Here is a 23,318-nt window from a genome sequence, read left to right as displayed (position 1 = left end):
CATTTGATAGGTATAAGAAGCAATCGAACTTCCTCAATTTATTATAATATAAGTCCGTCAATATGCAACCCATTTCTTTCGCAAAAAGCCCTTAATTTCTACAATGACTCCCGAATTACCGTTCTTTGTCCAATAAAAAAGGGAGCATCGCTTATCAAAGCCATACTCCCTGTCTTAATGATCTCATTCTCCGCAGTATGCAACCGCTTCGATTTCAATCAACGAATCTTTCGGCAGCGCTGCGACTTCAAAAGCTGCTCTGGCGGGACAGGCACCTTCAAAAAAGGTAGCATACACTTCATTCATGGCAGCAAAATCACTGATATTCTTTAACAGTACGGTTGTCTTTACCACATTGGCCATGGTTAAACCATCACTTGCCAGAATGGACTGAATGTTTGTTAAGGACTGTCTGGTCTGCACTGCAATATCATCTCCTGTAAATGCACCCGTAGCCGGATCAATCGGAAGCTGTCCGGATACAAATACGTAATCCCCGCAGCGCACTCCCTGGGAATAGGGACCGATGGCTGACGGTGCTTTTTCTGTAGCCAATACTTTTTTCATCTTGTTGTATCTCCTTTCATTCGCCAAATTAATAGTTTAAGATTAACATACATTTTCCAAAAGTCAAGAATCTCTTATATGCTTTTGATCCATTTGACACTTTATCACCTTTTACTCTTGTCATCTGGTATTGAATACTATATAATACCATAAAGGGATTTATTTCTTGTGCAGGACATTCTGTGCACAGAACGGAGGAACACATGAAAACAAACGACGAAAGAATGCAGGATATCGTAAAGCACCTGGAATCATTTCAGCATATCAAACCGGAAACCATTCCTAACATAGATCTATATATGGACCAGGTCACAACCTTTATGGATGAGCATTTAAAAGATACAAAGCGCTATCCGGAAGACAAGGTCCTTACAAAAACCATGATCAACAATTATGCAAAAAATAATCTTTTACCGCCTCCCAATAAAAAGAAGTATACAAGAGAACACATTCTTTTGCTTATATTTATCTACTATTTTAAGAATCTTCTTTCCTTCCGTGATATTGAGCAGCTTTTCCGCCCCATAACGGAAAAACATTTTAACCGGACGGAAGATCTGCCTCTGGAAGATATCTACAAGGAGATCTTTGAACAGGAGGAATCTGAATTAAGCAGGATTAAAGCGGATGTTTTGGAAAAATATGAACATGCCCAGTCCGCGTTTGCCGACAAAGACTTAGATCCTGAGGATCTGGAATATCTGCAGCTCTTCTCCTGGATCTGCGGACTTTCCTTTGATGTTTACATGAAAAAGCAGGTCATTGAACAGCTCATTGACGATTTGACAGAAACTGCTCCGGGGAAAAAGAAAAAATAGTATAAAACAAGGGACAGCACCTGTTTGGGCCTGTCCCTTGTTTTTATCCTTCTTTCTTTTCTTCCAGACGTTTAAATACCATATCATAGCCGTCGTTTCCATAATTTAAGGAACGGTTGACTCGGCTGATGGTCGCAGTGGAAGCACCAGTCTTTTCTGCGATCTCCAGATAAGTACGGCCCTCCCTCAGCATCTTCGCCACCTCATACCTTTGAGATAAGCTTAACAGCTCATTGACCGTACAGACATCCTCAAAAAAAGTGTAACATTCTTCCGGTGTCTTTATGGTCAAAATGGCTTCAAACAGATGATCCACCGCATCTGTCTTAATCTTTTTATTCATAGTATTATTCAATCCCCTTTATTAAACTTTTACTCTAAAAATATTTTAACATACTAAAGTTGTAAAATCCACCCCCGGCGCATCAGGAGAGCATAAATTTTTCCACCACATGGGCGATCCCATCCTCGTTGTTGGAAAAGGTCACATAGTCCGCCGCTTTTTTTACCGGAAGGACTGCATTCTCCATGGCAACCCCTAGTCCTGCATACTCGATCATGGATAAATCGTTATATCCATCTCCGCAGGCAATCATCTCCTCCCTGCTCATGCCCAGGCGGGCAAGCAGACGTTCTAAGCTGGCCGCTTTGTCGATTCCTTTTGGAAGAATCTCCAAAAAGAACGGTTCTGAACGGTAAACACTGTAATCACTGCCCAAAGATGCCTTTACCTTTGGTTCCACCTTCTGAAGAATCTCCCCATCCTCCAGCATTAAGAACTTTACGACCGGGAACTTTAGGTAGGCTTCCATATCTTTCACTTCTTTGACTTCCAGCTTATTGATGGCAGCTTCTTTCTTCACGTATTCATCTGAAGCATCCGGAGTGATGATCAAGTCATCCTCATAGGTAAGGATGTTCACTCCATGTTCTTTGGAAAGTCTTAAAATGGTTTTATTAGACTCCACCGGCAGTTCCTTTGCAAAAACTGTTTGTCCGCTGCTGCAGTCAAGAATCCGGCCGCCGTTAAAAGATAAAATATAGCCTCCGGTCTTGTCAAGCTCCAGTTCTCTGGCAAGCGGCATGATTCCATAGGTCGGGCGGCCGGAAGCCAGAACAATAACACCGCCCTGACGTTTTAATTCAAAAAGTGCCTCTTTTGTTTTGGGGGTGATCTCCTTGTTCCGGTTCGTCAGCGTCCCATCCAAATCCAGCACAATCATTCGATAGTCCATGATAGTTCTCCTGCTTTTGTTAATTTACCATAGCAGTATAACACAGTTTATCTTCTTAATCCATTGTAAAATGAAGAATCGGAAAAATGATCGTAACAGATGCCTGTCCCTTCTCATACAATGCTAACAGAACAACCAAAGAAGGAGGAACCATGTGAATCGTGCATTTATTTTATTATTGGCGGCTTTCATGGCGGCCGCGTCCTTAACAAGCTGCAAACATACGGCCAGGAAACAAATCCAGCCTCTTTTCTTCCATATTACATCTGAAACCATGAGATTATAATTTTTTTTGAGACAAGGTACCAATTGGTCAGGGATTAATAATATGTAGTATTAAGATTCCCTAAGGAGGATTGTATGAGAAAAGCTTTACACTCTTTTCTGACTGCCATACTTACCGGGACTGCCATACTCAGCCTGACAGCCTGCGGTTCACAAGCAAAAGCATCAAATTTAACTCCGGTCACCTTAAACGAAGTCGCCCATTCCATTTTTTATGCCCCCCAATATGCCGCCATCGAGCTTGGATATTTTGAAGATGAGGGCATCAATTTGACCCTTGTCAATGGAGCAGGGGCGGATAAAGTCATGACTGCCTTGATTTCCGGCGATGCGGATATTGGATTTATGGGGTCTGAAGCCAGCATCTATACCTATGCCAACGGCTCTGAGGACTATGCCGTAAACTTTGCACAGCTGACCCAGCGTGCAGGGAACTTCCTGGTAGGAAGAAACAGCCAGCCGGATTTTAAATGGACGGATTTAAAAGGAAAAAAGGTACTTGGAGGAAGAGCCGGCGGAATGCCACAGATGGTATTTGAGTATATTTTAAAGAAGAATGGCATGGACCCGGCTACGGACTTATCCATTGATCAGAGCATTAACTTTGGCTTAACTGCCGCCGCCTTTACAAGCAACGATGCAGACTATACCGTGGAATTTGAACCGTTTGCAACCGGACTGGAAAAGGAAGGCAGCGGGGTTGTTGTGGCCTCTCTGGGCGTTGATTCGGGCTATGTCCCTTATACCGCTTACAGTGCAAAGAAAAGCTATCTGGAAAAGAATCCGGAAACCATTCAGAAGTTCACCAATGCAATCCAAAAAGGATTGGAATATGTAAACTCCCACTCTTCTAAGGAAATTGCGAAAGTGATCCAGCCCCAGTTCAAAGAGACCGATGAAGAGACCATTGCTGCAATCGTGGACCGCTATAAAGCGCAGGATACCTGGAAAAAGGATACCATTTTTGAGAAGGAAAGCTTTGATCTTCTTCAGAATATCCTGGAAGAATCCGGTCAGCTAAAGGAACGGGTCCCTTATGAAAACCTTGTGACTACCGTGTATTCAGAAAAAGCTGCAAAATAAACTATGCAGGCATTCTGTAATAAAGCAGGATGCCTGCATTTTTTCTAATGACAGGTATCTGGGGTGAAACAATCCCTGCAGTCGCTCATATTAAATTTAGGTGTGCATAATATAGAACAAATGCTTCTTTTGAATAAGTCCGGGAGGCAAATTTGGAAAAAATTCTGGATAATGATTATTATGATCTTATTATCAATAATGTGTCCGTCCCCCAGGTTGATACGGGGGATAACATTACATTGCTGAATCTAAGGCATTCTCTTTTAAATATACCCAGAACAGAGTTTGATCCGTGTATCCTGGGACAATATCCTTACAATAACTTTCCAACTTTATATACCCCTACCTCAACCATCAGTATCGAAAAATCAGGGATTGGCACGGTCCAGCGAAATCCCTTTTTAAATTTACTTGGAAGAGGGATTCTTATCGGCATTGTAGATACCGGAATCGATTATACCCATGAGGCCTTTCTTCATAATGACAACACCACCAAAATCCTTTCCATCTGGGACCAGTCCATTCAAACCGGCACGCCTCCCGCGGGCTTTACCTTTGGCACAGAATACAACGCAGGAATGATAAACATTGCCCTGCGTTCGGATAATCCTCTTTCCATGGTCCCTGTCAACGACACAAACGGGCACGGTACGGCCATTGCAAGCATCATTTCCGGCAGGCCAAATGCAGATAATTCTTTTTCGGGGGTCGTACCGGAATCGGAGTTAGTGGTTGTAAAGCTCAAAGAAGCAAAGCCCAACCTAAAGGAAGTATTTTTTGTTCCGGAAAATGTACTTTGTTACCAGGAATCCGATATTATACTGGCACTCCGCTATCTGGAAATCTACGCGTCAAGTGTCAGCCGGCCTATCGTCATCTGTATCGCTTTGGGAAGCAGCCAGGGAGGCCATGACGGCAGCGGTGCCTTAAGCAATTATTTAAACTATCTTGCACGACTTCCAGGAGTTGGGATTTCTGTTTCCGCAGGCAATGAAGGCAACCGCCGCAGACATTATTTCAACAGTACAACCAATGCTCCCTTTTATAATGATTTTGAATTGCGGATTGGGGAAAATGACAAACTTTTTTCTATGGAAATCTGGCCATATGCCCTGGGTCGTCTTTCTGTGGATATCTCCTCTCCAAACCGGGAATCTACGAATCCAGTCTATCCCACAATCAATGACTGCAGAATGTTTAATTTTATTTTCACCCCCAGTCAGATCTGGGTCAATAATTTTATCTTTGAAGAAGAGACCGGCGACCAGCTTATGCTGGTGCGTTTTCAGGATGCGCTTCCGGGCGTATGGAGAATCCGGATCCAAAGTCTGGATAATGCCCCTTTGTCGTTTCATGTATGGCTGCCTTCCGGAGATATGATCTCAGATGAGACCTTTTTTCTCAATCCGAACCCGGATACCACCATCACCTCTCCGGGCAATGGAATCAACCAGCTGACGGTTACCGCCTACAATCAGTTTGACGAAAGCATTCTGCTGGAATCCAGCAGAGGCTATACAAGAATCGGCCTTGTGAAACCGGACATTGCCGCCCCAGGTTATCAGATCCCGTGTGCTTTACCCGGTGTCAGCCAATATGGAACACTGACAGGAACAGGGGCTGCGGCTGCCCATACGGCAGGGGCAATTGCCATGGTTATGGAATGGGGCATTCCGAGGGGAAATCTTACCTATATAACGGGATACGATGTGAACCGGCTTATTATAAGAGGGGCTAGACGTGACAGCTCCATAATCTATCCGAATAACATCTGGGGATATGGACAGTTAGATGTGAACAACTTATTTTTAAGGCTGGCAAATATTTAATGTGCCATCATCTGCTTTTTTCCATGCTCATAAAGGCATTTACTGTGCATAATATATACTATACGCTTCATCAGGATAGACAGGAGGCTGGATTTTGAGCAAAATTATTGACAATAATTACTATGACTTAATCATAAGTAACATAACCGCTCCGTCCTATGATACGGGAGATAATATCACTTTACTGAGCGAACGCAATTCTTTGCTGCATGTGCTCAGATCTCAAATCGAGCCATGCGATTTAGGCAGCCAGCCATATAACTCCTTTCCATCTCTTTATACCCTTGAATCTACCGTGAGCATTGAAAAATCCGGTATCGGCACCGTTCAGAGGAATCCGTTTCTTAGTCTGTTCGGCCGTGGAATCGTCATTGGGGTCATTGATACCGGCATTGATTACCAGCATCAGGCATTTCTTAATAACGATGGAACCACCCGGATCGTTTCCATATGGGATCAGTCCATTCAAACCGGTCCGGTCCCGGAAGGCTTTACCTTTGGCACCGAATACACCAGAGAAGCAATCAACCAGGCATTGAGCTCTGAAGACCCTCTTTCGGTGGTGCCCTCTGTGGATACCAACGGTCATGGAACTGCCATTGCCAGCATCATTGCGGGAAATCAAAATGATGAAGTGTCATTTTCCGGAATCGTTCCGGAATCCGAACTTATTATTGTGAAGCTGAAGGAAGCCAAACAGAATTTAAAAGATATCTTCTTTGTAAAAGAAGATGCGTTATGTTTTCAGGAATCGGACATTCAGCTTGGGGCCAGGTATATGCTTCTGGCCTCCCAGAAACTGGGCCGTCCGGTAGTCATCTGTATCGCTTTGGGAAGCAGTCAGGGCGGGCATGACGGCAGAGGGCTTTTAAGCAGCTATTTGACTTATATCGTCCAGCTTCCGGGAATTGGGGTTTCCGTTTCTGCCGGAAATGAAGGCAACAAAAGAAGGCATTACTTTAACAGCACAGCAGTCACTCCCTTTTACAATGATTTTGAATTGAGAATCGGAGAAAATGATAAGCTTTTATGGATGGAACTTTGGCCGTATGCCCCGGAAAGAATTACCATAGATGTTTCTTCTCCCAATCGGGAATCCACACTGAGAGTCTATCCTACCATCGGGGAATGCAGAAGATTCGACTTTATATTCACTCAGAGTGTCATCTGGGTGAACAACATTGTTTTAGAGGAAGAAACCGGCGATCAGCTCATCCTGATCCGTTTTCAAAATCCGGCTCCCGGAATCTGGTATTTCCGGGCGCAAAGCGTGGAAGAAGAACCTTTTTCTTTTCATTGCTGGCTGCCAAACGGAGATATCATTTCCGACGACACCTTTTTTCTAAACCCGAATCCTGATACCACCATCACCTCTCCGGGAAACGGTGCAAACCAGCTTACCGTGACCGCTTACAATCATCTCAATGACAGCATTCTTGGGGAATCCAGCAGAGGATATACGAGAAACGGTCTGGTAAAACCTGATATTGGGGCTCCCGGGTTCCAGCTCCCATGTGCGGTTCCAGGTAACCTGTATGGAACTGCTACGGGCACCGGAGCGGCCTGCGCCCATGCTGCCGGCATCGTGGCAATGGTTATGGAGTGGGCAATTCCCAGAGGAAATTACATTTCTATGACCGGAAACGATGTAAACCGGCTTATCATTCGAGGGGCAAGACGCACCACTACAGAAGTTTATCCCAATAATGTATGGGGATACGGTCAGATCGATATTAACAACTTATTTGAACAGCTCACCAACATCTGATCGTTTTGCAAGACCGTTACTTTTTTATTTTTGTGCAATATTTCATAAATGCATTTTAATCTTTCACACATACTACAAAAGAATAGGAGGTATGTCATGTTTCCCGATAAAATTTACTATGAACCCGCTTCCCTCGATTATGAGCTGGGCAAGTTTTTAAAAGAAAAATACAGTGACGTTCCCTGGATTGCGATTGAAAGCCACAACAAGATCGACGAGTTAAGAACCCGTCCTAATAAGGAGTTTCCTTCTCTGAAACAGCATATGGTCATCGGCGTACGCAAAACCCATAATTTTGTACCCAACCATAAGGTCTCCGATTTTCTTGTGCCCTATACTTCTTCCGGCTGTACCGCCATGTGCCACTACTGCTATCTGGTCTGCAATTACAATAAATGCTCTTACCTGCGTTTGTTCGTAAACAGGGAAAAGATGCTGAAAAAAATCATGGACCACGGAACCCGTTCCCAGAAGGATTTCACTTATGAGATCGGCAGCAACAGTGATCTGGTTCTGGAAAATACCATAACCGGAAATTTATGCTGGACCATTGAAAATTTTACCAAAAGCCAGTACGGCTCTCTTACCTTCCCCACAAAGTTCGATAAGGTGGACTCGCTGCTTGACTTAAATCACGGGGGGCGTGTCATCTTCCGGATGAGCGTAAATCCTCAATCCATCATCAGCCGCTTTGAACCAGGCACCTCCAGCCTGAATGCCAGGATTACGGCGCTGAACCGAATGTGTGATGCCGGTTACCGGGCCGGTCTGTTGATTGCACCTGTGATCTTGACAGAGGACTGGAAAAAACTGTACTCGGACCTAATTACGGTACTTTCAGAGCAGCTGACAGAAAAAACCAGGAAAAGCGCCCCCATTGAAATCATCTTTATGACCTACAGCTACGTTCATAATGCCATTAATACCGAAGCATTCCCCCTTTCCGATCAACTTTATTCCAAGGAATTAATGACAGGCAGAGGCCGCGGCAAATATTGCTACCGGACGGATTTAAGAGCTGACGGAGAAGTGTTTTTAAGACAGCAGATCGAGGACAAGTTAAGCGATATGACGATTTTATATGTAGTTTGACCATGTTATACGATTGTTTTTTGCAATTGGTAAAAAGATATGCTATAATATACTTTTTCTAAATACCAATGATAACAAAGGAAAACCACTATGTATAATGACTTATTTTCCATCGGAAACATTACGTTTCACGGCTATGGCCTTATGATCGGCATCGGAATCCTGGCTGCCTATCTGACTGCAGAAAACCGTGTCAAAAAATCAGGACTGGATTCCGAACATGTATTCCCACTTCTGTTGTGGGGATGCGGATTTGGCCTTGTAAGTGCCAAGCTTCTTTATTTTATTACTATCTTTGAAGATATAAAAAAGGACCCCAGCCTTTTATTAAACCTTTCCGGAGGTTTTGTGGTGTATGGCGGAATATTCGGAGGAGTTGCCGCAGGCTATGTTTACTGCCGAATTAAAAAAATCGGTTTTTTCACCTATCTTGACCAGATCGTTCCCTCGATTTCCCTGGCTCAGGGATTCGGAAGGCTTGGCTGCCTGCTGGCCGGGTGTTGTTATGGAACTCCATACAAAGGACCATTTTCCATTGTCTTTCACACTTCCCAGTTTGCGCCAAATGAGGTCTCTCTGTTCCCTTCCCAGGTCATTTCAAGCGGATACGACTTTCTGCTTTTCCTCATCTTATCGGTCATCGCAGGAAAAAACCGTACCCAAGGAAAAGTTACCGCTTTTTATCTGATTTTCTATAGCATAGGAAGATTTTTAATTGAATTCTATCGCGGGGATTTAATCCGTGGATCGGTGGGAGTGCTTTCAACGTCCCAGTTTATCTCGCTGTTTGCTGCCGCCGCCGGTTTCTTTCTTTTATGGAAGACACGGAACAGAATCAACAAAAACAAATAAATTATAAAACAAACCGATATGCCCGGGAATTTTTCCGGGTATATTTTTATTTTTAATTCAAAATCAAATAAAAAACCGCTGTAATTAGTAGTTATATATGGAATATACATAATTATAGCAACCTTTTTTTTGCAAATTCTATTATTTTTATGTCGATTCATGTCGATTATACAGTTGTTGAACAGACATAAACTATCCAAAAGCAAAGGAAGGAGGTTATTCTCTTATATTCACACCAAATATCTGCTGCAATCCATGCAGTAAATTTTTGTCTGTTAATTGGTAAAAATTTCCTATATGCAATAACACTGTTAAGCTGCACAGAAGGTTTGCTTTTTTACTGATTACTTGATTAAGGGAGCATAACACATTATGAAAAACAAGAAAAAAATAAAATTCAACGATTTTAAGCTTGCAACAAAGATGTCCATTATTACGGGCGTAATTCTTTCTGTAAGTTTAATTTTGCTGATTGCTATCTCTGCAGTGCAGGCGAGTAGCGCATTGTCAAAAGCAATCAACGGGGAATTTTCCGGAATCGCTGCAAAAAATGGACTCATGGTTCAGTCCATCATTAACAGTGCAACAAATACGACCAAAGAACTGCAGGACTATTTAAACAACGTTTATAACGGAAACCAGTCTGCTGCCGGTGACTGGACTGGTGAAAGAAAAAAGAGCCACATTTATAATGCGGAGCTGACAGAATCCAATTATGCCATTGAAACCTATATCATGAATACGGCCTGGGCTGCGCTGAACAACAGCGAAGACCTTTACGGCGTTGGCGCATTCTTTGAACCGGGACAGTTTGATTCTTCCGTCAAAGATTACTCGGTCTATGTGGACAGAGATAATATGAAAAACAAAACAGCCCAGTCTCTCGGCGCATACAGTGAATATTCCCAAAATGATTACTATAAAGTTGCAAGGGATACCAAAGCTCCATTTATCACCGATCCCTTTGATTACAAAGGCACAATGATGAGTACGGTTGCCTTTCCTATCATGAAAGGCGACAATGTAATCGGAGTCGTTCTGGCGGATATTAGTCTTTCAAATTTTTCCAAGATCAAAACAACGGATTCCAAATATCCAACCATGTATGTTGATATTTACACAGAAGGAAATATCATTACCTTTGACAGCAAGTCAAGCGATAACATTGGAAAAAAGCTGGAGGATATAATACCTGCTTCCGAGTATAACAAAATTGTTTCCATGCAAAAGAATAAGCAGGAGTTTCATGTAGATACCAAACGATCCGACGGTACCTACGAATCCAGACATTACTATCCGATCACCTGTGAATCACAGACCTGGTGGGCTTCCAGCAGTCTTGACAAGTCCGATTTGAACAAAGACGTTTTCAGCATCGCCATTATTATGATCATCATGGCTGTAATTGCCATTGGTGTTATCGTGACCATTGTTACCATTGTTATGACCAAAACACTCCGTCCAATCAATGGTGTCGTCACCGCTGCGCAAAACATTGCCCAAGGAAACTTAGACATCGAACTGGATATAAAATCCAATGATGAGATCGGTGCCCTTTCAAAGACCTTTGTTGGTATGGCAGATAACTTAAAGCTGATCATTCGGGACATCCACTATCTTCTTGGTGAAATGGGAAGCGGTAATTTTAAAGTAATGACAGAGAACGAAGATAAATACGTTGGTGCTTACCGCTACCTCCTGGAAGCAATGCGCAATATCCGTTTTACGCTCAGTGATGCTCTCTTAGAGATCGACCGTGCTTCGGATCAGGTTTCTACCGGCGCTTCTCAGGTTTCCGATGCGGCACAGGCTTTAAGCCAGGGTGCTACGGAACAGGCTTCCTCCATCGAAGAATTATCTGCAACAATTACAGAAATTGCAGAACGAGTGAAACAAAATGCTTCCAATGCTTCTGAAGCAAATTCCTTATCCCAGGAGGCAAGTCAAGGCGTACTGGCCGGCAATCAGAAGATGAATGATATGATTGCTGCCATGAATGATATTGCCAACACATCAAATGAAATCGGCAAAATCATTAAGACTATTGATGACATTGCATTTCAGACCAACATTCTGGCGCTGAATGCTGCCGTAGAGGCCGCAAGAGCCGGTGCTGCAGGAAAAGGCTTTGCCGTTGTCGCGGATGAAGTCCGCAACTTAGCCGGTAAATCTGCAGAAGCAGCAAAGAATACCACAACACTGATTGAAAATGCCATAGCAGCCATCGGAAACGGTACAAAAATCGCCGGGGAAACGGCAGATGCACTTCGCCTTGTGGTTGAAAAATCCAATGTTTCCGCTGTCCGTATCGCTGAAATTGCGCAAGCATCTACCGCACAGTCCGATGCAATCATGCAGGTTACAACCGGTATCGACCAGATTTCTGCTGTGGTCCAGACCACTTCTGCTACCTCAGAAGAAAGTGCTGCTACCTCCGAGGAATTATCCGCTCAGGCAGTAACGTTAAAAACACTGGTAGGAAAATTCCAGCTGATGGATACCCAGTCTGATGTATTTGGCACGAATTCCGTCCAAACGGAGCAGACAGAGCCAGCAGAGACTTATGAAACACCTGTGGAAGAACATTCAAACAGCAAATATTAATCACTTTCTTCCATAGAAAGTTAAGGGCTGCCCCAATATCCCATAAGGATACTGCGGCAGCCCTCTTCTTTACATTTTTCATCACTTGTGATAAAGTATTTTCTATATTATTTGATAAATTGCAAAAGGAGAAACAAATGCTGACTGATGATTATGCAACAAAAATGACAAGTAGTGTGGTCGGTACTTTATTAAAATTGATTTTTCATATAGAACTGGGAAAAAATGACGATCGTGCCTTTTCGGATGAGGAAATGAAGGACAAGTATCTGGAGCTTACACAGCTGATAGACGATGGGGACCTAAACGGCGCAGAAAACCAGATGTTTGATCTTCTGGACCCTGATAACATGGAGATTTTCAAATTATCTCTGATGGTTTATTATTATATGAATGAAAAAGACGCACAATTTCTGGAAGAACATAATTACTCGAAAAGTGAGATTACGGATGGATTAAGACACGTATCAACACTGTACGGCTATGAGAGCATGGCAGTGGCTCTTCTTGGACATGCTGCAGAATAAATTTTATCCCATAGAAAGGCTGCTGCAGACTCACTCGATTCTGCAGCAGCCCTTTCCTTTCTTATGACCGCTTAGTTACTGCCTTGCCATATGGCCGTTCAGCTTTTCTACCAGTTCCTCTACGGAAACGCCATGAACCATACATGCCTCCTCCAGGCTTTCCATTGTTGAGGAAGGGCATCCAAGGCAATGCATTCCCATTTCAAAAAAGAACGGTGCGGTGGACTGGTCCTCTCTTAAAATTTCTCCGATCAAAGTATCCTTTGTTACTGTCATATTAAATTACCTCTCTTCTCAAATTATTTTTTGGGGGTTCAATAGCTTCCAGCATCCTTGCATTTCCATCTTTCTGCAAGAGCATCTGCTCCAGTCTTGGGAGGGAAATTCCAAGAGTTTCTTTCAGTACATCTTCAATGGTCTCTACTGCAACCACGGAAAGCTGTTCTTTTACTTCTTCCGGTACCTCTTTTAAGTCAACCAGATTATCTTTTGGTATTAACACTTTTTTTATACCTGCCCGTTGTGCACCTAAAAGTTTTTCTTTTAATCCTCCAATCGGAAGAACGGCACCTCTTAACGTGATTTCACCCGTCATTGCCAGCCTGGAATCCACCTTATTGCCTGTAACCAGAGAGGCCAATGCCGTAAATAATGCAATTCCTGCGGAGGGACCATCTTTTGGTACGGCTCCGGACGGTACATGGATGTGTAAATCCTTTTCCTTAAAATTAAAGGTATTTAACGGAAGTCTGGATTTTAATAAGCTTAAAGAGATCCTTGCAGATTCTTTCATTACCTCTCCCAGCTTTCCTGTGAGGATCACGTTTCCATTCCCCGGCATATCTGTGGCCTCAATAAAGAGGATTTCACCGCCCACCGGTGTCCAGGCAAGTCCTGTAACAACCCCGGGAGGATTGTCTGACTGGGCTTTTTCATGACGGGATACCTGTCTGCCAAGTACCTCCTCCAAATCCTCTTCCCGGACCTTAAAGGGCTGTTCTCCTTTGTTTGAAACAATTTTCTCACTTGTAACTCTGGCCAGGGCAGCCAGCTGTTTTTTCAAGCCTCTGACTCCGGCCTCCAGTGTATAGTCACTGATGATCTTTTTAAGGACAGAATCTTCCAGCACAAGCTGGTCTGCCTTTAGTCCATGTTCTTCTAAAACAGCCGGCAGCAGATGATCCTTCCCAATATGGAACTTTTCTTCCATGGTATAACTGGAAATGGAAATCACTTCCATACGGTCCAGCAAAGGACCCGGAATGCTCTCTAAAGAGTTGGCCGTTGCAATGAAGAACACATCGGACAGATCGTAAGGCAGATCCAGATAATGATCCGTAAAGGTTGCATTCTGCTCCGGGTCCAGCACCTCTAGCAATGCGCTGGAGGGATCTCCATGGAAGCCCCCGGACATCAGCTTATCCACTTCATCAAGGACCATGACCGGATTGGAATGTCCCGCTTTCCGGATGCTTTGAATGATTCTGCCTGGCATGGCGCCAACGTAGGTTCTCCGGTGCCCTCTGATTTCGGATTCATCTCTTACACCACCTAAGCTTATGCGGGTATATTCCCTTCCAAGTGCCTCTGCGATGCTCTTACCAAGACTTGTTTTACCGGTTCCTGGCGGGCCTACCAGTAAGAGTATGGAACCTTTCTTATTTTTATTCAGCTGCATTACGGCCAAATGCTGTATGATTCTGTCTTTTACCTTTTGCAAGCCATAATGGCGTTCATTGAGGATTCTCCTGGCTTCTTCCAGATCCGTGGCTTTTGCCTCTTCCTTTTTCCATGGAAGCTGAACCAACAGGTCAAGATAATTGCGGATTATATTATAATCGAACTTATTAGGGCCCTGATCCTCCAGCTTGCGGTATTCTTCAAGAGCTGCCTCTTTAATCTCAGGCGGCATTCCTGCTTCTTCGATTTTACTCAAATAATCCGGCTCTTTCTTGCTGTTTTCTTCTTTTCCTTCGTTCAGTTCTTCCTGAATGGCCTTTAACTGTTCCCTGAGAACCGATTCTCTGTAGTAACGGTTGGCTCTCTCGGAAAACTTTTCAGAAATCTGCATCTGCAGCTGAATCATTTCCTTATGTTTTAACATATGATCCAGAAAACGGAGGCTTCTCTCTTTGACGGACCGCATTTCCAGTAATTCATACCGTTCATTGACCGGCAGCTGAAGGAATTGGGATAAGTATACGATCAGCGCGTTTAAATCATGAAATTCTTCTATGATCTTCTGGTACTGCTGCCCTCCCGTGAATTTAGAGCTGACCTCACCGCTGATCTTCTTGATATAACCAAGCATCTCTTCCCGGCTTTTTTCATCCAGGTCATCAAGATCCGGAGAAAGGTCATAATCCGCCCACAAAAGGTCATCTTCTTTCTTAAAGTCCTTTACGTCGACCCGTTCTGTTAATTTAACGGAGACCTGGATACCTTTTTCCGTCTTTTCCAGGCTGTTCACTTCAAATATCACACCGGTACGGAAGAAATCCTCCTCTATCTTTTCTGTTCTGCCGAAATTCTGTTTCAGCGGCAATGCGATTTTTACAACTTCATCGCTCTTCAGATATTCTATCTGCGCTTCGTCAAAAAGCTCCATATGAATCGAAGTTACCACATCCGGCAATAAAACTTTGTATGAGACTGGAAAAACAATCCCTGTTTGATTATTGTTGTTATTTTTCATCGTTTTATCCTTTCTGTGCGTATTTCTAAAGTGAATGTTCATTTATAATCTATTATTTTTTTTGCGAGATCTTTTACAGATCTTCTCTGTATTATAATCCCGCATATATCTATCGTAATATTGCATATTGTATGATCTTTATCATCTCCTGCAGCAAATCTTCCTTCTGTGCTTCACTCTTCCGGTTATCCACTGCAATCGCCTTTACCGGCTGGAACATGATCGCAATTAAATTGTCTTCTCTGTAATCTTTTATAACGTTGGCATTCTTCATCTCTGTCATCAGATTATAAATTTTACAAATTCCCTGCTTTCCGGTACACTTCCCTGCCAGAGAGGGACAATTGGAAAACTGCTCTACAAAACTGAAAATCTCTTTGTTCTCTAAAATATAGTTATAATAGCTTCTAATGAGGGCCTCAATCTGCCTCTGTCCTTCCATCTTTCGGTCAACGCAGTCTAACAGATAGGTATAAATCTCTTCTGAATACTCCATGTAAATATCATGAAGCATATCATCCTTATTCTCAAAATAGATATATACTGTTGCCGGCGAAACCCCTGCCATCTTGGCGATTTTGGAGACAGAAGTGCCATGAAACCCCTCCTGCAGGATCAGCTTAATTACTGCTTCTTTTATGCTTCTCACTTTTTCGTCGTCTTTTTTTCTCATTCCATCACCTCTGTGATTCTATAATAAATGATCATTCACTTATTGTCAAGTTATTTTTTTATCGTATGCTGTTATGCTATTCAAAAATCTTCTTATTGGGATTCCGGGGAAACCAGCCTTTTTCTACCCTTTGCTTCTGTTCAAAAAGTTCCTTGATACTCCATAAAAGCGAAAAACCCAGAACTGCCAGAAGCGGGGACAGCACTCTTCCCGATGAAAATAGGGAAAGCACAATGCACACAATTCCCGCAGCCAGAAATGCCGGCCATATTTTTGTTCCAAAATAGTACTCTGCCTTAATGACAACCGGATGCAGCAATCCAATCAGAAGAAACGTTCCCATTCCTATTATAATTCCCTCATAATTCATAAGTTTTACCATTAGATTTTCCTGTTTTTGTATCAGGAGCTTCCCCTTTCCTAGTCTTAATTACAAATAGAAAAACATAATTATGGAGGATAAACGCGACGATAAGAAACAGGCGTATCGCCCGGTTATCCAGAAACAAAAAAGCGAAAAGCATCATGGTTCCAGCCGTTAATTGAATGACAAGCTTCTGTTTGCGGGGCAGGGATTTGTCCTCTTCAAAGGGCTTTACATAGGTTTCAAAAAGTTTTGTACCACGAAACCAGCGGTCCAGTCGATTGGAACTTCTCGTAAAGCAGAACAAAGACAGCAGAAAGAACGGTGTTGTCGGCAGCCCCGGCACTCCAACTCCAACCGTTCCCAGAGCCAAAGACAGGATTCCTAAAACAAGCAGCAGAATCTTTCCCATTCAAACACCTCCAAATTCTTTTTCATTTTTTTTTATTCTATTGTTGGTTGAAGAAATATATACAAAAAATGCCTGATAAAACAAGACTGTTTCTACCTTTTGACAAAATAAAATTGAGATCTATCTGTTTCTGAAAAGCTTTGGATTTTTACGTGAAAGATTTCTCCGATGCAATGATGCAGTTCATCATCAAGTACAGAATTACAGGCTTTGATTTTTCCATTTTCCATTAGAATGATGTAATCTGCGTAGTTTAAGGCCAGAGTCATATCATGGAGAACCATGACTATCGTTTTACCCAGTTTTTGATTTTGTTCTCGGAGCAGTTCCATCATTTCATAGGATACATTGATATCAAGATAGGTGGTCGGTTCATCGAGAAATATAACCGGCGTATCCTGGGCCAACCGCATGGCAAGAAATGCCCGCTGGCGTTCCCCGCCTGACAGCTGATGCATATTTTTATATCTGAGAGAATGGCAGCCTGTCACTTTCATGGCATATTCCGTGATGGTCCTGTCCTCTTGCCCATAAGTTTTAAATGGGGACTGATAAGGATATCTTCCGGACAGGACCGCGCGTTCTACAGTCATATCGGGGATGGGATTATTTTGCAGAAGTACGGACACCTTTCTGGCAAAGGTTCTTCCCTTAAATGTGCCGATTTCCTGGTCCTCTAAAAACACGTTTCCCTTCTGGGGACGCAGCAGGCGGCAAGCCAGCTTTAATAGGGTACTTTTCCCGCATCCGTTGGGGCCGATGATCGCCGTAACTTTCCCCTTTTCAAAGGTCACGTCCATATCCTGTATCAGCGGCTGATGATTGTAGGAATAAGTCACATTTTTCAATTGGATCATTTAGATTCCTCCCTTTTACTTGGAGCGGCTTCAATCGGTGCCTCTGCTTTTCAGGATCAGATACAGGAAAAAGGGACTGCCAAGAAAGGACATCAAGATCCCGACCGGCAATTCATAAGGAAGAAAAATAGTCCTGGCAAGCAGATCGCACAATATGACAAACATTCCTCCCATCAGCGCACTGGCGGGAATCACAAAACGGTTGTCTGACCCAATGAGCAATTTCACCCCATGGGGAACCAAAAGTCCCACAAATCCAATCAGTCCGGCAAAGCTTACGGCTGCTCCGGCAAGTACGGCCGCTATTGCAATATACAGAAAGCGGCTGACCAAAACATTCATTCCCAGTGTTTTGGCACAATCAGCCCCCAGATGAAGAAGATTCAATCCATGGGAGCAAAGCATTGCAAGCATCAGACCCAGAAGAATCAATGCGGCCGGAAAAGCAATGTTCTTACCCGTCAGAGAGGAAAGACCCCCTGCCAGAAAATTGCCTGCTCCCACATAGGCATCGGGATTGAGGATCATGATGGTGTTCATTCCGGCGGTGAAAATGCTGTTGACCACAAATCCGGTCAGTACCAGCAATAACTGGGACATCTGTCTCCCCGCTCCGGCTAAAAGGATCAGCAGGGAGGCCAACAGTGCACCAAGAAATGCCCAAACCGGAAGAAGGCCGGGCTGGGCCGGGAACAAGGCGGAGGCCAGCAGAACGAAAAATCCGGCCCCTGCATTGACTCCGATAATGTTTGGGCTTGCAAGGGGATTGTTCAGCACAGACTGTATGATGGTTCCCGATACCGCAAGTCCGCTTCCCGCCAACAGTGCACCAAATACTCTTGGAAAACGGACGGTCCGAATGATCCGGTATAAAAAGTCATCCGGGTTTTTCCGGATAAGGGTGTCAAAAAATACCGGCACTCCAATGGGATTGGCTCCCAGGCACAAGCCTGCCCCCACCGAAACCAAAAGACCGGCGGCGGAACACAGCAAAAGAAGCCACGCCTTACGGTTTGTTCCCATACAGGATTTCAAAAAGGTATGCATAGCTATCTCCCCATTTCGCATCTGGTTTATATAGAAACTTTTCCTTTGGCAGCACAATATACCGGCCATTTTTCACTGCACTAAGGCCATTCCAGGCCGGATTGTTTTCTACGGCCTCTTTTAAATTTTTCTTTGCCAGTTCTTCATCATTTCCCATAGCAACAACAAAAATATAATCAGGATCGGCTTTCATAATGGATTCTATATTAAATTCCTTTAAAAGGCTCTGGTTTTGATCCGCAATGTTTTCACAGCCTAAATCCTTTAACATCTTCCCGGTCATGCACTGGGAATTCTTAACGAGGGCTCCCCCTGAATAGGTAATGAGGAACAAAACGGCGGGGGATTTTTGACCCTTGGTTTTTGTAATAATGGTATCAATCTGCTCTTTTACCGCCAGACCGTTCTTTTCATAGAGATCCCCGCGGCCTGTGATATCCGTACATAGTTTCAGCATCTTTAAGTAATCCTCAAAGTAAGTCACTTGAAAATATGCGGCGGTAATACCTGCCTGTTTTAACGTATCCTTTAAGGCCACATGTTCCTTGGTTTCGGAAGACAGGAGCACTAAGTCCGGATCACAGGCGATGATCTGTTCCACATTGGGACGGTTGTAGGTTCCCACAGTTACTGTGTCTTTGGGAAGTGTCAGCCCTCTTTCCTCATATGCATCGTCCGTAACTGCCGTCAGCTTCCCGCCTGCGTCCAGCCAGATCTCTGCAAAGCTGCCCATAAGTGCCACCACTCTTTTTGGCTCTTGAACGGTAATCTCCTGACCAAGGGCATCTGTAAATTGGTATCCCTCTCTGGAAGGAGCTAGCTTTGTCTGCTTATGGTTACAGCCTGCTAAAAGGCTTGCAAGGATGAAAATAATTGCCCCATATACGATTTTTTTCCCTTTCAATTGACCAGAAGCCCTCCTGTTTCCAACTGTTTTCCATAAGCACAGTAACTGTCCTCTGCCATATAGTCGCCTTCATGGTAATACCCGGCTCTTGCCCGGCAGCCGCCGCACTCTATCTGATAGACACAATCACCACATGTCCCTTTATATTGCTGAGTACGCAGATGCTTGAATAACCCGCTGTTCTCCCAGATCTGGTCAAAGGGCTGTTCCCGGACATTGCCTGCTTCCTCTACCATATAGGCACAGGGCCTGACCGTCCCTACCGGATTGATGATGCAGTAGCTCAATCCGGCCAGACAGCCTTTTTGAAAGCGGGTTTTTACCTCCATCTGCCTGGCTACCCGGATAAATTGAGGCGCGCAGGTGGGCTTGATATCAATGGGAACGTGTTTTTGCTTTTCCATAATGGTTCTCAACAGTTTTTCATATTCCATCACCTCAAGGGAGGTTTTCTCCAAAAACTTTCCTCTTCCCACAGGAATCAAGAAAAACAAGTAGCTGGCAATTGCTCCTGTTTCCACACAAAAATCTATGATGCCGCATACCTCCTCCTGATTCCAGTCCATAACAGTGGTATGGATCTGAAAGGGAAGACCTGCCTTTTTGCAGTTTTCAATGCCTTTCAGGGTCAATTGGAATGCATCCTCCTTTCCCCTGAAAAAGTTATGCCTTTCTTCTATTAAGCTGTCCAGACTGATGCCCATGGCCTTTGCACCGCACTGTTTCAGCTTCACAGCTGTTTCTTCTGTGATCAGCGTTCCGTTGGTTCCAAAAACCGGACGCAGTCCTAAGGAAGCTGCGTAAGAAACCAGTTCATAGATATCGGGACGCATGAGCGGCTCTCCTCCGCTGAATATCATAATTTTAAAACCGGCCGCTGCGATCTCTCCGATCATTTTTTTTGCTTCGTCTGTATTAAGCTCCTCTGCACTTCTGCCTCCGGCATCCTGATAGCAATGCCTGCATTTTAAATTACACTGATTTGTGGTCAGCCAAGATACGATCATCCATGTTCTCCTTCCATATGCATTTTGCCATAAGGATTAAAAGTATATGCCTATTATATGTGGGCGGCCTGTTCCATAGAATCAGGGCTTTTCCAGTGTTGTTGAAAAACAACGGCACAATAGTAAGCGGCAGAATATACATATTTACAATTTAAGTCAGTAAATGGTATAATGGATCGTAAGATATCTTTTTAACATACATAGCTTCATTTGATACTTCCTATATTTTATATACCAGAAAGAGGTGGTCCCATGTCAGCCAATATGATCTGCAATAAGCCCATGCACGAAGAATGCTATATGAAAGACCAGTGCTTAAAATACAATGTCTGCCCCATGGCCCTTGTGCAGGAACTGCTTTCTGGAAAATGGAAAATTCTGATTCTATGGTATTTAAGCAGCAAGACCCTGCGATTCAGCGAAATCAAAAAAAGGCTTCCTCAGGTGACCCAGAAAATGCTGACCTCCCAGCTGCGGAGTCTGGAAGAAGACCGGCTGGTGAGCCGGAAGGTCTATCCGGTGGTCCCTTCCCGCGTGGAATACAGCTTGACCGAACTGGGTACAAAAATCATCCCTATTCTGGAACTGATGCACGCGTTTGGGAGCCAGTATTTAAGTACGGAACCCGACCCAGGCAATCCATAAAAGGGAGCAATAAATGAAAATGCGCCCAAGCACTTGACAACGCTTTGGCATGGTGCTATATTAACCGTAATTGAATAAATATCTTCAGGGCAGGGTGAAAATCCCTACCGGTGGTAAAGCCCACGAGCCGCAAGGCATGATTCGGTGTAATTCCGAAGCCGACAGTATAGTCTGGATGAAAGAAGATGAAAACACATGTTGTGTGTATTGTAAATGTCTCTGAAATCGTTTTGATTTCGGAGTTTTTTTATTTTTGATACAGCTTCCCTCCATTCTGTGACTCCATGCCTTGAACGATATCGGTTCAAGGCATTTTATTTTTCAGGAGGTGTCCGGTTGACTGATATTGATTACATGAAACAAGCATTGGAACTTGCCAAAAAAGGGATTGGCTGGGTCAATCCCAATCCAATGGTAGGAGCTGTTATCGTAAAAGATGGCACTATCATCGGAATGGGGTTCCATCAGAGGTTTGGTATGCCCCATGCGGAGCGTGAAGCCCTTTCGGGCTGTAGGCAATCCCCTCAGGGCGCAACCCTTTACGTGACTTTGGAGCCCTGCTGCCATTACGGAAAAACACCGCCATGCACCGATGCAATTTTAAAAAGCGGCATCCGGAGAGTTGTGATCGGCTCCCTTGACCCAAACCCTGTCGTTGCAGGCAAAGGGGCCAGCATTTTGCGTCACCATGGAATCGAAGTTACAGAAGGGGTTTTATCCGAAGAATGCAGGAAGCTCAATAGAGTCTTCTTCCACTTCATTAAGCATCAAACCCCTTATGTGGTAATGAAATACGCCATGACCATGGACGGAAAAATTGCCACTTATTCCGGAAAGTCCAAATGGATTACGGGAGAAGCCGCCCGTCTGCAAGTGCAAAAGGACAGACACCGCTATTCCGGAATCATGGTTGGCGTAAGTACCATACTCACCGATGATCCCATGCTGACCTGCCGCTTCAATGGCTGCAAAAGCCCTCAACGCATCGTCTGCGACACAAGCCTGAGGACACCTCTCTCCTCCCGTGTCGTTCAGACTGCCGATCAGTACAAGACCATTCTGGCTGCCTGCTGTACCGACCAAGCCAAAATAAAGCCTTATGAGGAAGCCGGCTGTGAGGTCCTTACGGTTTCTCAAAAGGAGGGAAAGGTGGATTTAAAGGAACTGATGATACAGCTTGGGAAAAGGAACGTAGACAGCATTCTTTTGGAAGGAGGGAGTACATTAAACTGGTCCGCATTAACCGATGGAATCGTAAATAAAGTCCAGGTCTATATTGCACCAAAGCTGTTTGGGGGCATCCATGCAAAATCCCCCGTTGGTGGAATCGGCATGGAATCTCCAGACAATGGGGTCTCACTGTCACCTCCCCAAATCACTGTGCTTGGAGAGGATATTCTTTTAGAAAGCGAGGTGCTTTGATGTTTACAGGCATAATTGAAGAAATCGGTACGGTGCGGGGCGTGAAAAAGGGGGCATATTCTGCGGTTCTGACCGTTGGTGCCTCTTTGATACTGAAGGATATCAAGGCGGGGGACAGCATTTGTGTAAATGGTATCTGCCTGACCGTGACTTCCTTTACCGCCACAGCATTTACCGCAGATGTGATGCACGAAACCCTGCGCCGCTCCTCTCTTGCAAGGCTTTGTTCCGGTTCCACCGTCAATTTGGAACGGGCAATGCCAGCCAATGGGCGGTTTGGCGGTCATATTCTTACCGGACATATCGACGGTACCGGCATCATCCGTTCCATTGATCGGGATGACAACGCCATCTGGTACACCATACGGACGACTCCCGGAATCCTGCGTTACATCGTCGAAAAAGGCTCTATTGGGATTGACGGCATCAGCCTGACCGTTGCCAGACTGTCAAAAAATGATTTTGGCGTATCCGTGATACCTCATACCGCCAAACAAACCACTCTGTCCGGCAGACGGGTCGGAGATACTGTAAATCTGGAAAATGACTGTGTAGGAAAATATATTGAAAAATTCCTGGGAGCAGCAGTCCCGTCAAAGGGCACTCCCAAATACGGTCTGGAATAGGAG

At 44.1% G+C, this 23,318-nt stretch carries 23 protein-coding genes and 1 riboswitch; of the genes, 11 read left to right on the top strand and 12 right to left on the bottom strand.

Annotated elements, in window-relative coordinates; all coding sequences use genetic code 11:
* Positions 1–183: 183 nt before the first annotated feature.
* Positions 184–567, bottom strand: coding sequence for a RidA family protein (locus VIG27_RS06545; protein ID WP_394526310.1), 384 nt, complete (start codon positions 565–567; stop codon positions 184–186).
* Positions 568–770: 203 nt separating this feature from the next.
* Here VIG27_RS06545 and VIG27_RS06540 point away from each other — a divergent pair, with 203 nt between their 5' ends.
* Positions 771–1,385: a DUF1836 domain-containing protein gene (locus VIG27_RS06540; protein ID WP_394526308.1), complete on the top strand. Its 615-nt coding sequence runs from the start codon at positions 771–773 to the stop codon at positions 1,383–1,385.
* A gap of 43 nt (positions 1,386–1,428) precedes the next feature.
* On the opposite strand, the gene VIG27_RS06535 is transcribed toward VIG27_RS06540, so the two are convergent.
* A complete protein-coding gene (locus VIG27_RS06535) occupies positions 1,429–1,728 on the bottom strand; it encodes a YerC/YecD family TrpR-related protein (protein WP_394526306.1) in 300 nt (99 codons plus the stop codon).
* An 82-nt stretch (positions 1,729–1,810) separates the two neighbouring features.
* Positions 1,811–2,620, bottom strand: a complete 810-nt coding sequence (locus tag VIG27_RS06530) for a Cof-type HAD-IIB family hydrolase (RefSeq protein WP_394526304.1) — start codon at positions 2,618–2,620, stop codon at positions 1,811–1,813.
* Positions 2,621–2,980: 360 nt separating this feature from the next.
* Here VIG27_RS06530 and VIG27_RS06525 point away from each other — a divergent pair, with 360 nt between their 5' ends.
* The 7 genes from VIG27_RS06525 (at position 2,981) to VIG27_RS06495 (ending at position 12,660) form a co-directional block, all read left to right on the top strand.
* Positions 2,981–3,988: an ABC transporter substrate-binding protein gene (locus tag VIG27_RS06525; RefSeq protein WP_394526301.1), complete on the top strand. Its 1,008-nt coding sequence runs from the start codon at positions 2,981–2,983 to the stop codon at positions 3,986–3,988.
* 152 nt (positions 3,989–4,140) lie between these two features.
* Entirely contained in the window at positions 4,141–5,817 is a 1,677-nt protein-coding gene (locus tag VIG27_RS06520; protein ID WP_394526299.1) for a S8 family peptidase, read from the top strand.
* 94 nt (positions 5,818–5,911) lie between these two features.
* On the top strand, positions 5,912–7,585 hold the full coding sequence (locus VIG27_RS06515) for a S8 family peptidase (protein ID WP_394526296.1): 1,674 nt from the start codon (positions 5,912–5,914) through the stop codon (positions 7,583–7,585).
* 96 nt (positions 7,586–7,681) lie between these two features.
* Entirely contained in the window at positions 7,682–8,677 is a 996-nt protein-coding gene (locus VIG27_RS06510; protein ID WP_394526293.1) for an SPL family radical SAM protein, read from the top strand.
* A 90-nt stretch (positions 8,678–8,767) separates the two neighbouring features.
* Positions 8,768–9,529 carry a prolipoprotein diacylglyceryl transferase gene (gene lgt / locus VIG27_RS06505; protein WP_394526291.1) on the top strand — a complete coding sequence of 254 codons (762 nt, stop codon included), beginning with the start codon at positions 8,768–8,770 and terminating at the stop codon, positions 9,527–9,529.
* A 372-nt stretch (positions 9,530–9,901) separates the two neighbouring features.
* A complete protein-coding gene (locus VIG27_RS06500; RefSeq protein ID WP_394526289.1) occupies positions 9,902–12,133 on the top strand; it encodes a methyl-accepting chemotaxis protein in 2,232 nt (743 codons plus the stop codon).
* 137 nt (positions 12,134–12,270) lie between these two features.
* Positions 12,271–12,660, top strand: a complete 390-nt coding sequence (locus VIG27_RS06495) for a DUF6483 family protein (RefSeq protein ID WP_394526287.1) — start codon at positions 12,271–12,273, stop codon at positions 12,658–12,660.
* 75 nt (positions 12,661–12,735) lie between these two features.
* Here the strand turns inward: VIG27_RS06495 and VIG27_RS06490 are convergent, their stop codons facing one another.
* From VIG27_RS06490 to nirJ2, 9 genes are all read right to left on the bottom strand, one after another.
* Positions 12,736–12,936, bottom strand: coding sequence for a DUF1858 domain-containing protein (locus VIG27_RS06490; protein ID WP_394526284.1), 201 nt, complete (start codon positions 12,934–12,936; stop codon positions 12,736–12,738).
* Between the two features lies 1 nt (position 12,937).
* Complete coding sequence (lon, locus tag VIG27_RS06485; RefSeq protein ID WP_394526282.1) at positions 12,938–15,355, bottom strand: endopeptidase La; 2,418 nt, start codon at positions 15,353–15,355, stop codon at positions 12,938–12,940.
* Between the two features lie 109 nt (positions 15,356–15,464).
* Positions 15,465–16,028, bottom strand: a complete 564-nt coding sequence (locus tag VIG27_RS06480; protein ID WP_394526279.1) for a TetR/AcrR family transcriptional regulator — start codon at positions 16,026–16,028, stop codon at positions 15,465–15,467.
* A gap of 76 nt (positions 16,029–16,104) precedes the next feature.
* Positions 16,105–16,410, bottom strand: a complete 306-nt coding sequence (locus VIG27_RS06475; RefSeq protein WP_394526276.1) for a DUF4491 family protein — start codon at positions 16,408–16,410, stop codon at positions 16,105–16,107.
* Positions 16,388–16,804, bottom strand: a complete 417-nt coding sequence (locus tag VIG27_RS06470; RefSeq protein WP_394526273.1) for a YbaN family protein — start codon at positions 16,802–16,804, stop codon at positions 16,388–16,390. The genes VIG27_RS06475 and VIG27_RS06470 overlap by 23 nt, the downstream gene beginning before the upstream one ends.
* A 92-nt stretch (positions 16,805–16,896) precedes the next feature.
* Positions 16,897–17,661, bottom strand: a complete 765-nt coding sequence (locus VIG27_RS06465; RefSeq protein ID WP_394526270.1) for an ABC transporter ATP-binding protein — start codon at positions 17,659–17,661, stop codon at positions 16,897–16,899.
* Between the two features lie 30 nt (positions 17,662–17,691).
* The gene (locus VIG27_RS06460; protein WP_394526268.1) at positions 17,692–18,708 is read right to left on the bottom strand and encodes a FecCD family ABC transporter permease; all 1,017 of its coding nucleotides are present in this window, start codon (positions 18,706–18,708) and stop codon (positions 17,692–17,694) included.
* On the bottom strand, positions 18,668–19,612 hold the full coding sequence (locus tag VIG27_RS06455) for an ABC transporter substrate-binding protein (RefSeq protein ID WP_394526265.1): 945 nt from the start codon (positions 19,610–19,612) through the stop codon (positions 18,668–18,670). Before VIG27_RS06455 ends, VIG27_RS06460 begins: the two co-directional genes overlap by 41 nt.
* Complete coding sequence (gene nirJ2 / locus VIG27_RS06450) at positions 19,609–20,622, bottom strand: putative heme d1 biosynthesis radical SAM protein NirJ2 (protein ID WP_394526263.1); 1,014 nt, start codon at positions 20,620–20,622, stop codon at positions 19,609–19,611. The genes VIG27_RS06455 and nirJ2 overlap by 4 nt, the downstream gene beginning before the upstream one ends.
* A gap of 252 nt (positions 20,623–20,874) precedes the next feature.
* Between nirJ2 and VIG27_RS06445 the strand changes: the two genes are divergently transcribed.
* From VIG27_RS06445 to VIG27_RS06435, 3 genes are all read left to right on the top strand, one after another.
* Positions 20,875–21,267, top strand: a complete 393-nt coding sequence (locus VIG27_RS06445) for a winged helix-turn-helix transcriptional regulator (RefSeq protein WP_394526260.1) — start codon at positions 20,875–20,877, stop codon at positions 21,265–21,267.
* A gap of 76 nt (positions 21,268–21,343) precedes the next feature.
* Positions 21,344–21,458: riboswitch (FMN riboswitch) on the top strand.
* A gap of 145 nt (positions 21,459–21,603) precedes the next feature.
* Positions 21,604–22,689 carry a bifunctional diaminohydroxyphosphoribosylaminopyrimidine deaminase/5-amino-6-(5-phosphoribosylamino)uracil reductase RibD gene (gene ribD / locus VIG27_RS06440; RefSeq protein ID WP_394526256.1) on the top strand — a complete coding sequence of 362 codons (1,086 nt, stop codon included), beginning with the start codon at positions 21,604–21,606 and terminating at the stop codon, positions 22,687–22,689.
* Positions 22,689–23,315 (top strand): riboflavin synthase, encoded by a 627-nt coding sequence (locus VIG27_RS06435; RefSeq protein ID WP_394526253.1) that lies wholly within the window; start codon positions 22,689–22,691, stop codon positions 23,313–23,315. Before ribD ends, VIG27_RS06435 begins: the two co-directional genes overlap by 1 nt.
* The last annotated feature ends 3 nt before the right edge of the window (positions 23,316–23,318 follow it).

The organism is Lacrimispora sinapis (assembly GCF_043633585.1).
In the GTDB taxonomy this organism is placed as follows: Bacteria; Bacillota; Clostridia; order Lachnospirales; family Lachnospiraceae; genus Lacrimispora; species Lacrimispora sinapis.
This window is presented reverse-complemented; position numbering and strand designations above follow the sequence as displayed.

Bases quoted from the DNA above. Each gene is read 5' to 3' on its own strand.
- VIG27_RS06480 (WP_394526279.1), bottom strand. From the start codon at position 16,028: ATGAGAAAAAAAGACGACGAAAAAGTGAGAAGCATAAAAGAAGCAGTA.
- VIG27_RS06495 (WP_394526287.1), top strand. From the start codon at position 12,271: ATGCTGACTGATGATTATGCAACAAAAATGACAAGTAGTGTGGTCGGT.
- VIG27_RS06510 (WP_394526293.1), top strand. From the start codon at position 7,682: ATGTTTCCCGATAAAATTTACTATGAACCCGCTTCCCTCGATTATGAG.
- VIG27_RS06470 (WP_394526273.1), bottom strand. From the start codon at position 16,804: ATGGGAAAGATTCTGCTGCTTGTTTTAGGAATCCTGTCTTTGGCTCTG.
- VIG27_RS06530 (WP_394526304.1), bottom strand. From the start codon at position 2,620: ATGGACTATCGAATGATTGTGCTGGATTTGGATGGGACGCTGACGAAC.
- VIG27_RS06545 (WP_394526310.1), bottom strand. From the start codon at position 567: ATGAAAAAAGTATTGGCTACAGAAAAAGCACCGTCAGCCATCGGTCCC.
- VIG27_RS06540 (WP_394526308.1), top strand. From the start codon at position 771: ATGAAAACAAACGACGAAAGAATGCAGGATATCGTAAAGCACCTGGAA.
- VIG27_RS06490 (WP_394526284.1), bottom strand. From the start codon at position 12,936: ATGACAGTAACAAAGGATACTTTGATCGGAGAAATTTTAAGAGAGGAC.
- VIG27_RS06535 (WP_394526306.1), bottom strand. From the start codon at position 1,728: ATGAATAAAAAGATTAAGACAGATGCGGTGGATCATCTGTTTGAAGCC.
- nirJ2 (WP_394526263.1), bottom strand. From the start codon at position 20,622: ATGATCGTATCTTGGCTGACCACAAATCAGTGTAATTTAAAATGCAGG.
- VIG27_RS06460 (WP_394526268.1), bottom strand. From the start codon at position 18,708: ATGCATACCTTTTTGAAATCCTGTATGGGAACAAACCGTAAGGCGTGG.
- VIG27_RS06465 (WP_394526270.1), bottom strand. From the start codon at position 17,661: ATGATCCAATTGAAAAATGTGACTTATTCCTACAATCATCAGCCGCTG.
- lgt (WP_394526291.1), top strand. From the start codon at position 8,768: ATGTATAATGACTTATTTTCCATCGGAAACATTACGTTTCACGGCTAT.
- VIG27_RS06500 (WP_394526289.1), top strand. From the start codon at position 9,902: ATGAAAAACAAGAAAAAAATAAAATTCAACGATTTTAAGCTTGCAACA.
- VIG27_RS06445 (WP_394526260.1), top strand. From the start codon at position 20,875: ATGTCAGCCAATATGATCTGCAATAAGCCCATGCACGAAGAATGCTAT.
- VIG27_RS06475 (WP_394526276.1), bottom strand. From the start codon at position 16,410: ATGGTAAAACTTATGAATTATGAGGGAATTATAATAGGAATGGGAACG.
- VIG27_RS06435 (WP_394526253.1), top strand. From the start codon at position 22,689: ATGTTTACAGGCATAATTGAAGAAATCGGTACGGTGCGGGGCGTGAAA.
- lon (WP_394526282.1), bottom strand. From the start codon at position 15,355: ATGAAAAATAACAACAATAATCAAACAGGGATTGTTTTTCCAGTCTCA.
- VIG27_RS06525 (WP_394526301.1), top strand. From the start codon at position 2,981: ATGAGAAAAGCTTTACACTCTTTTCTGACTGCCATACTTACCGGGACT.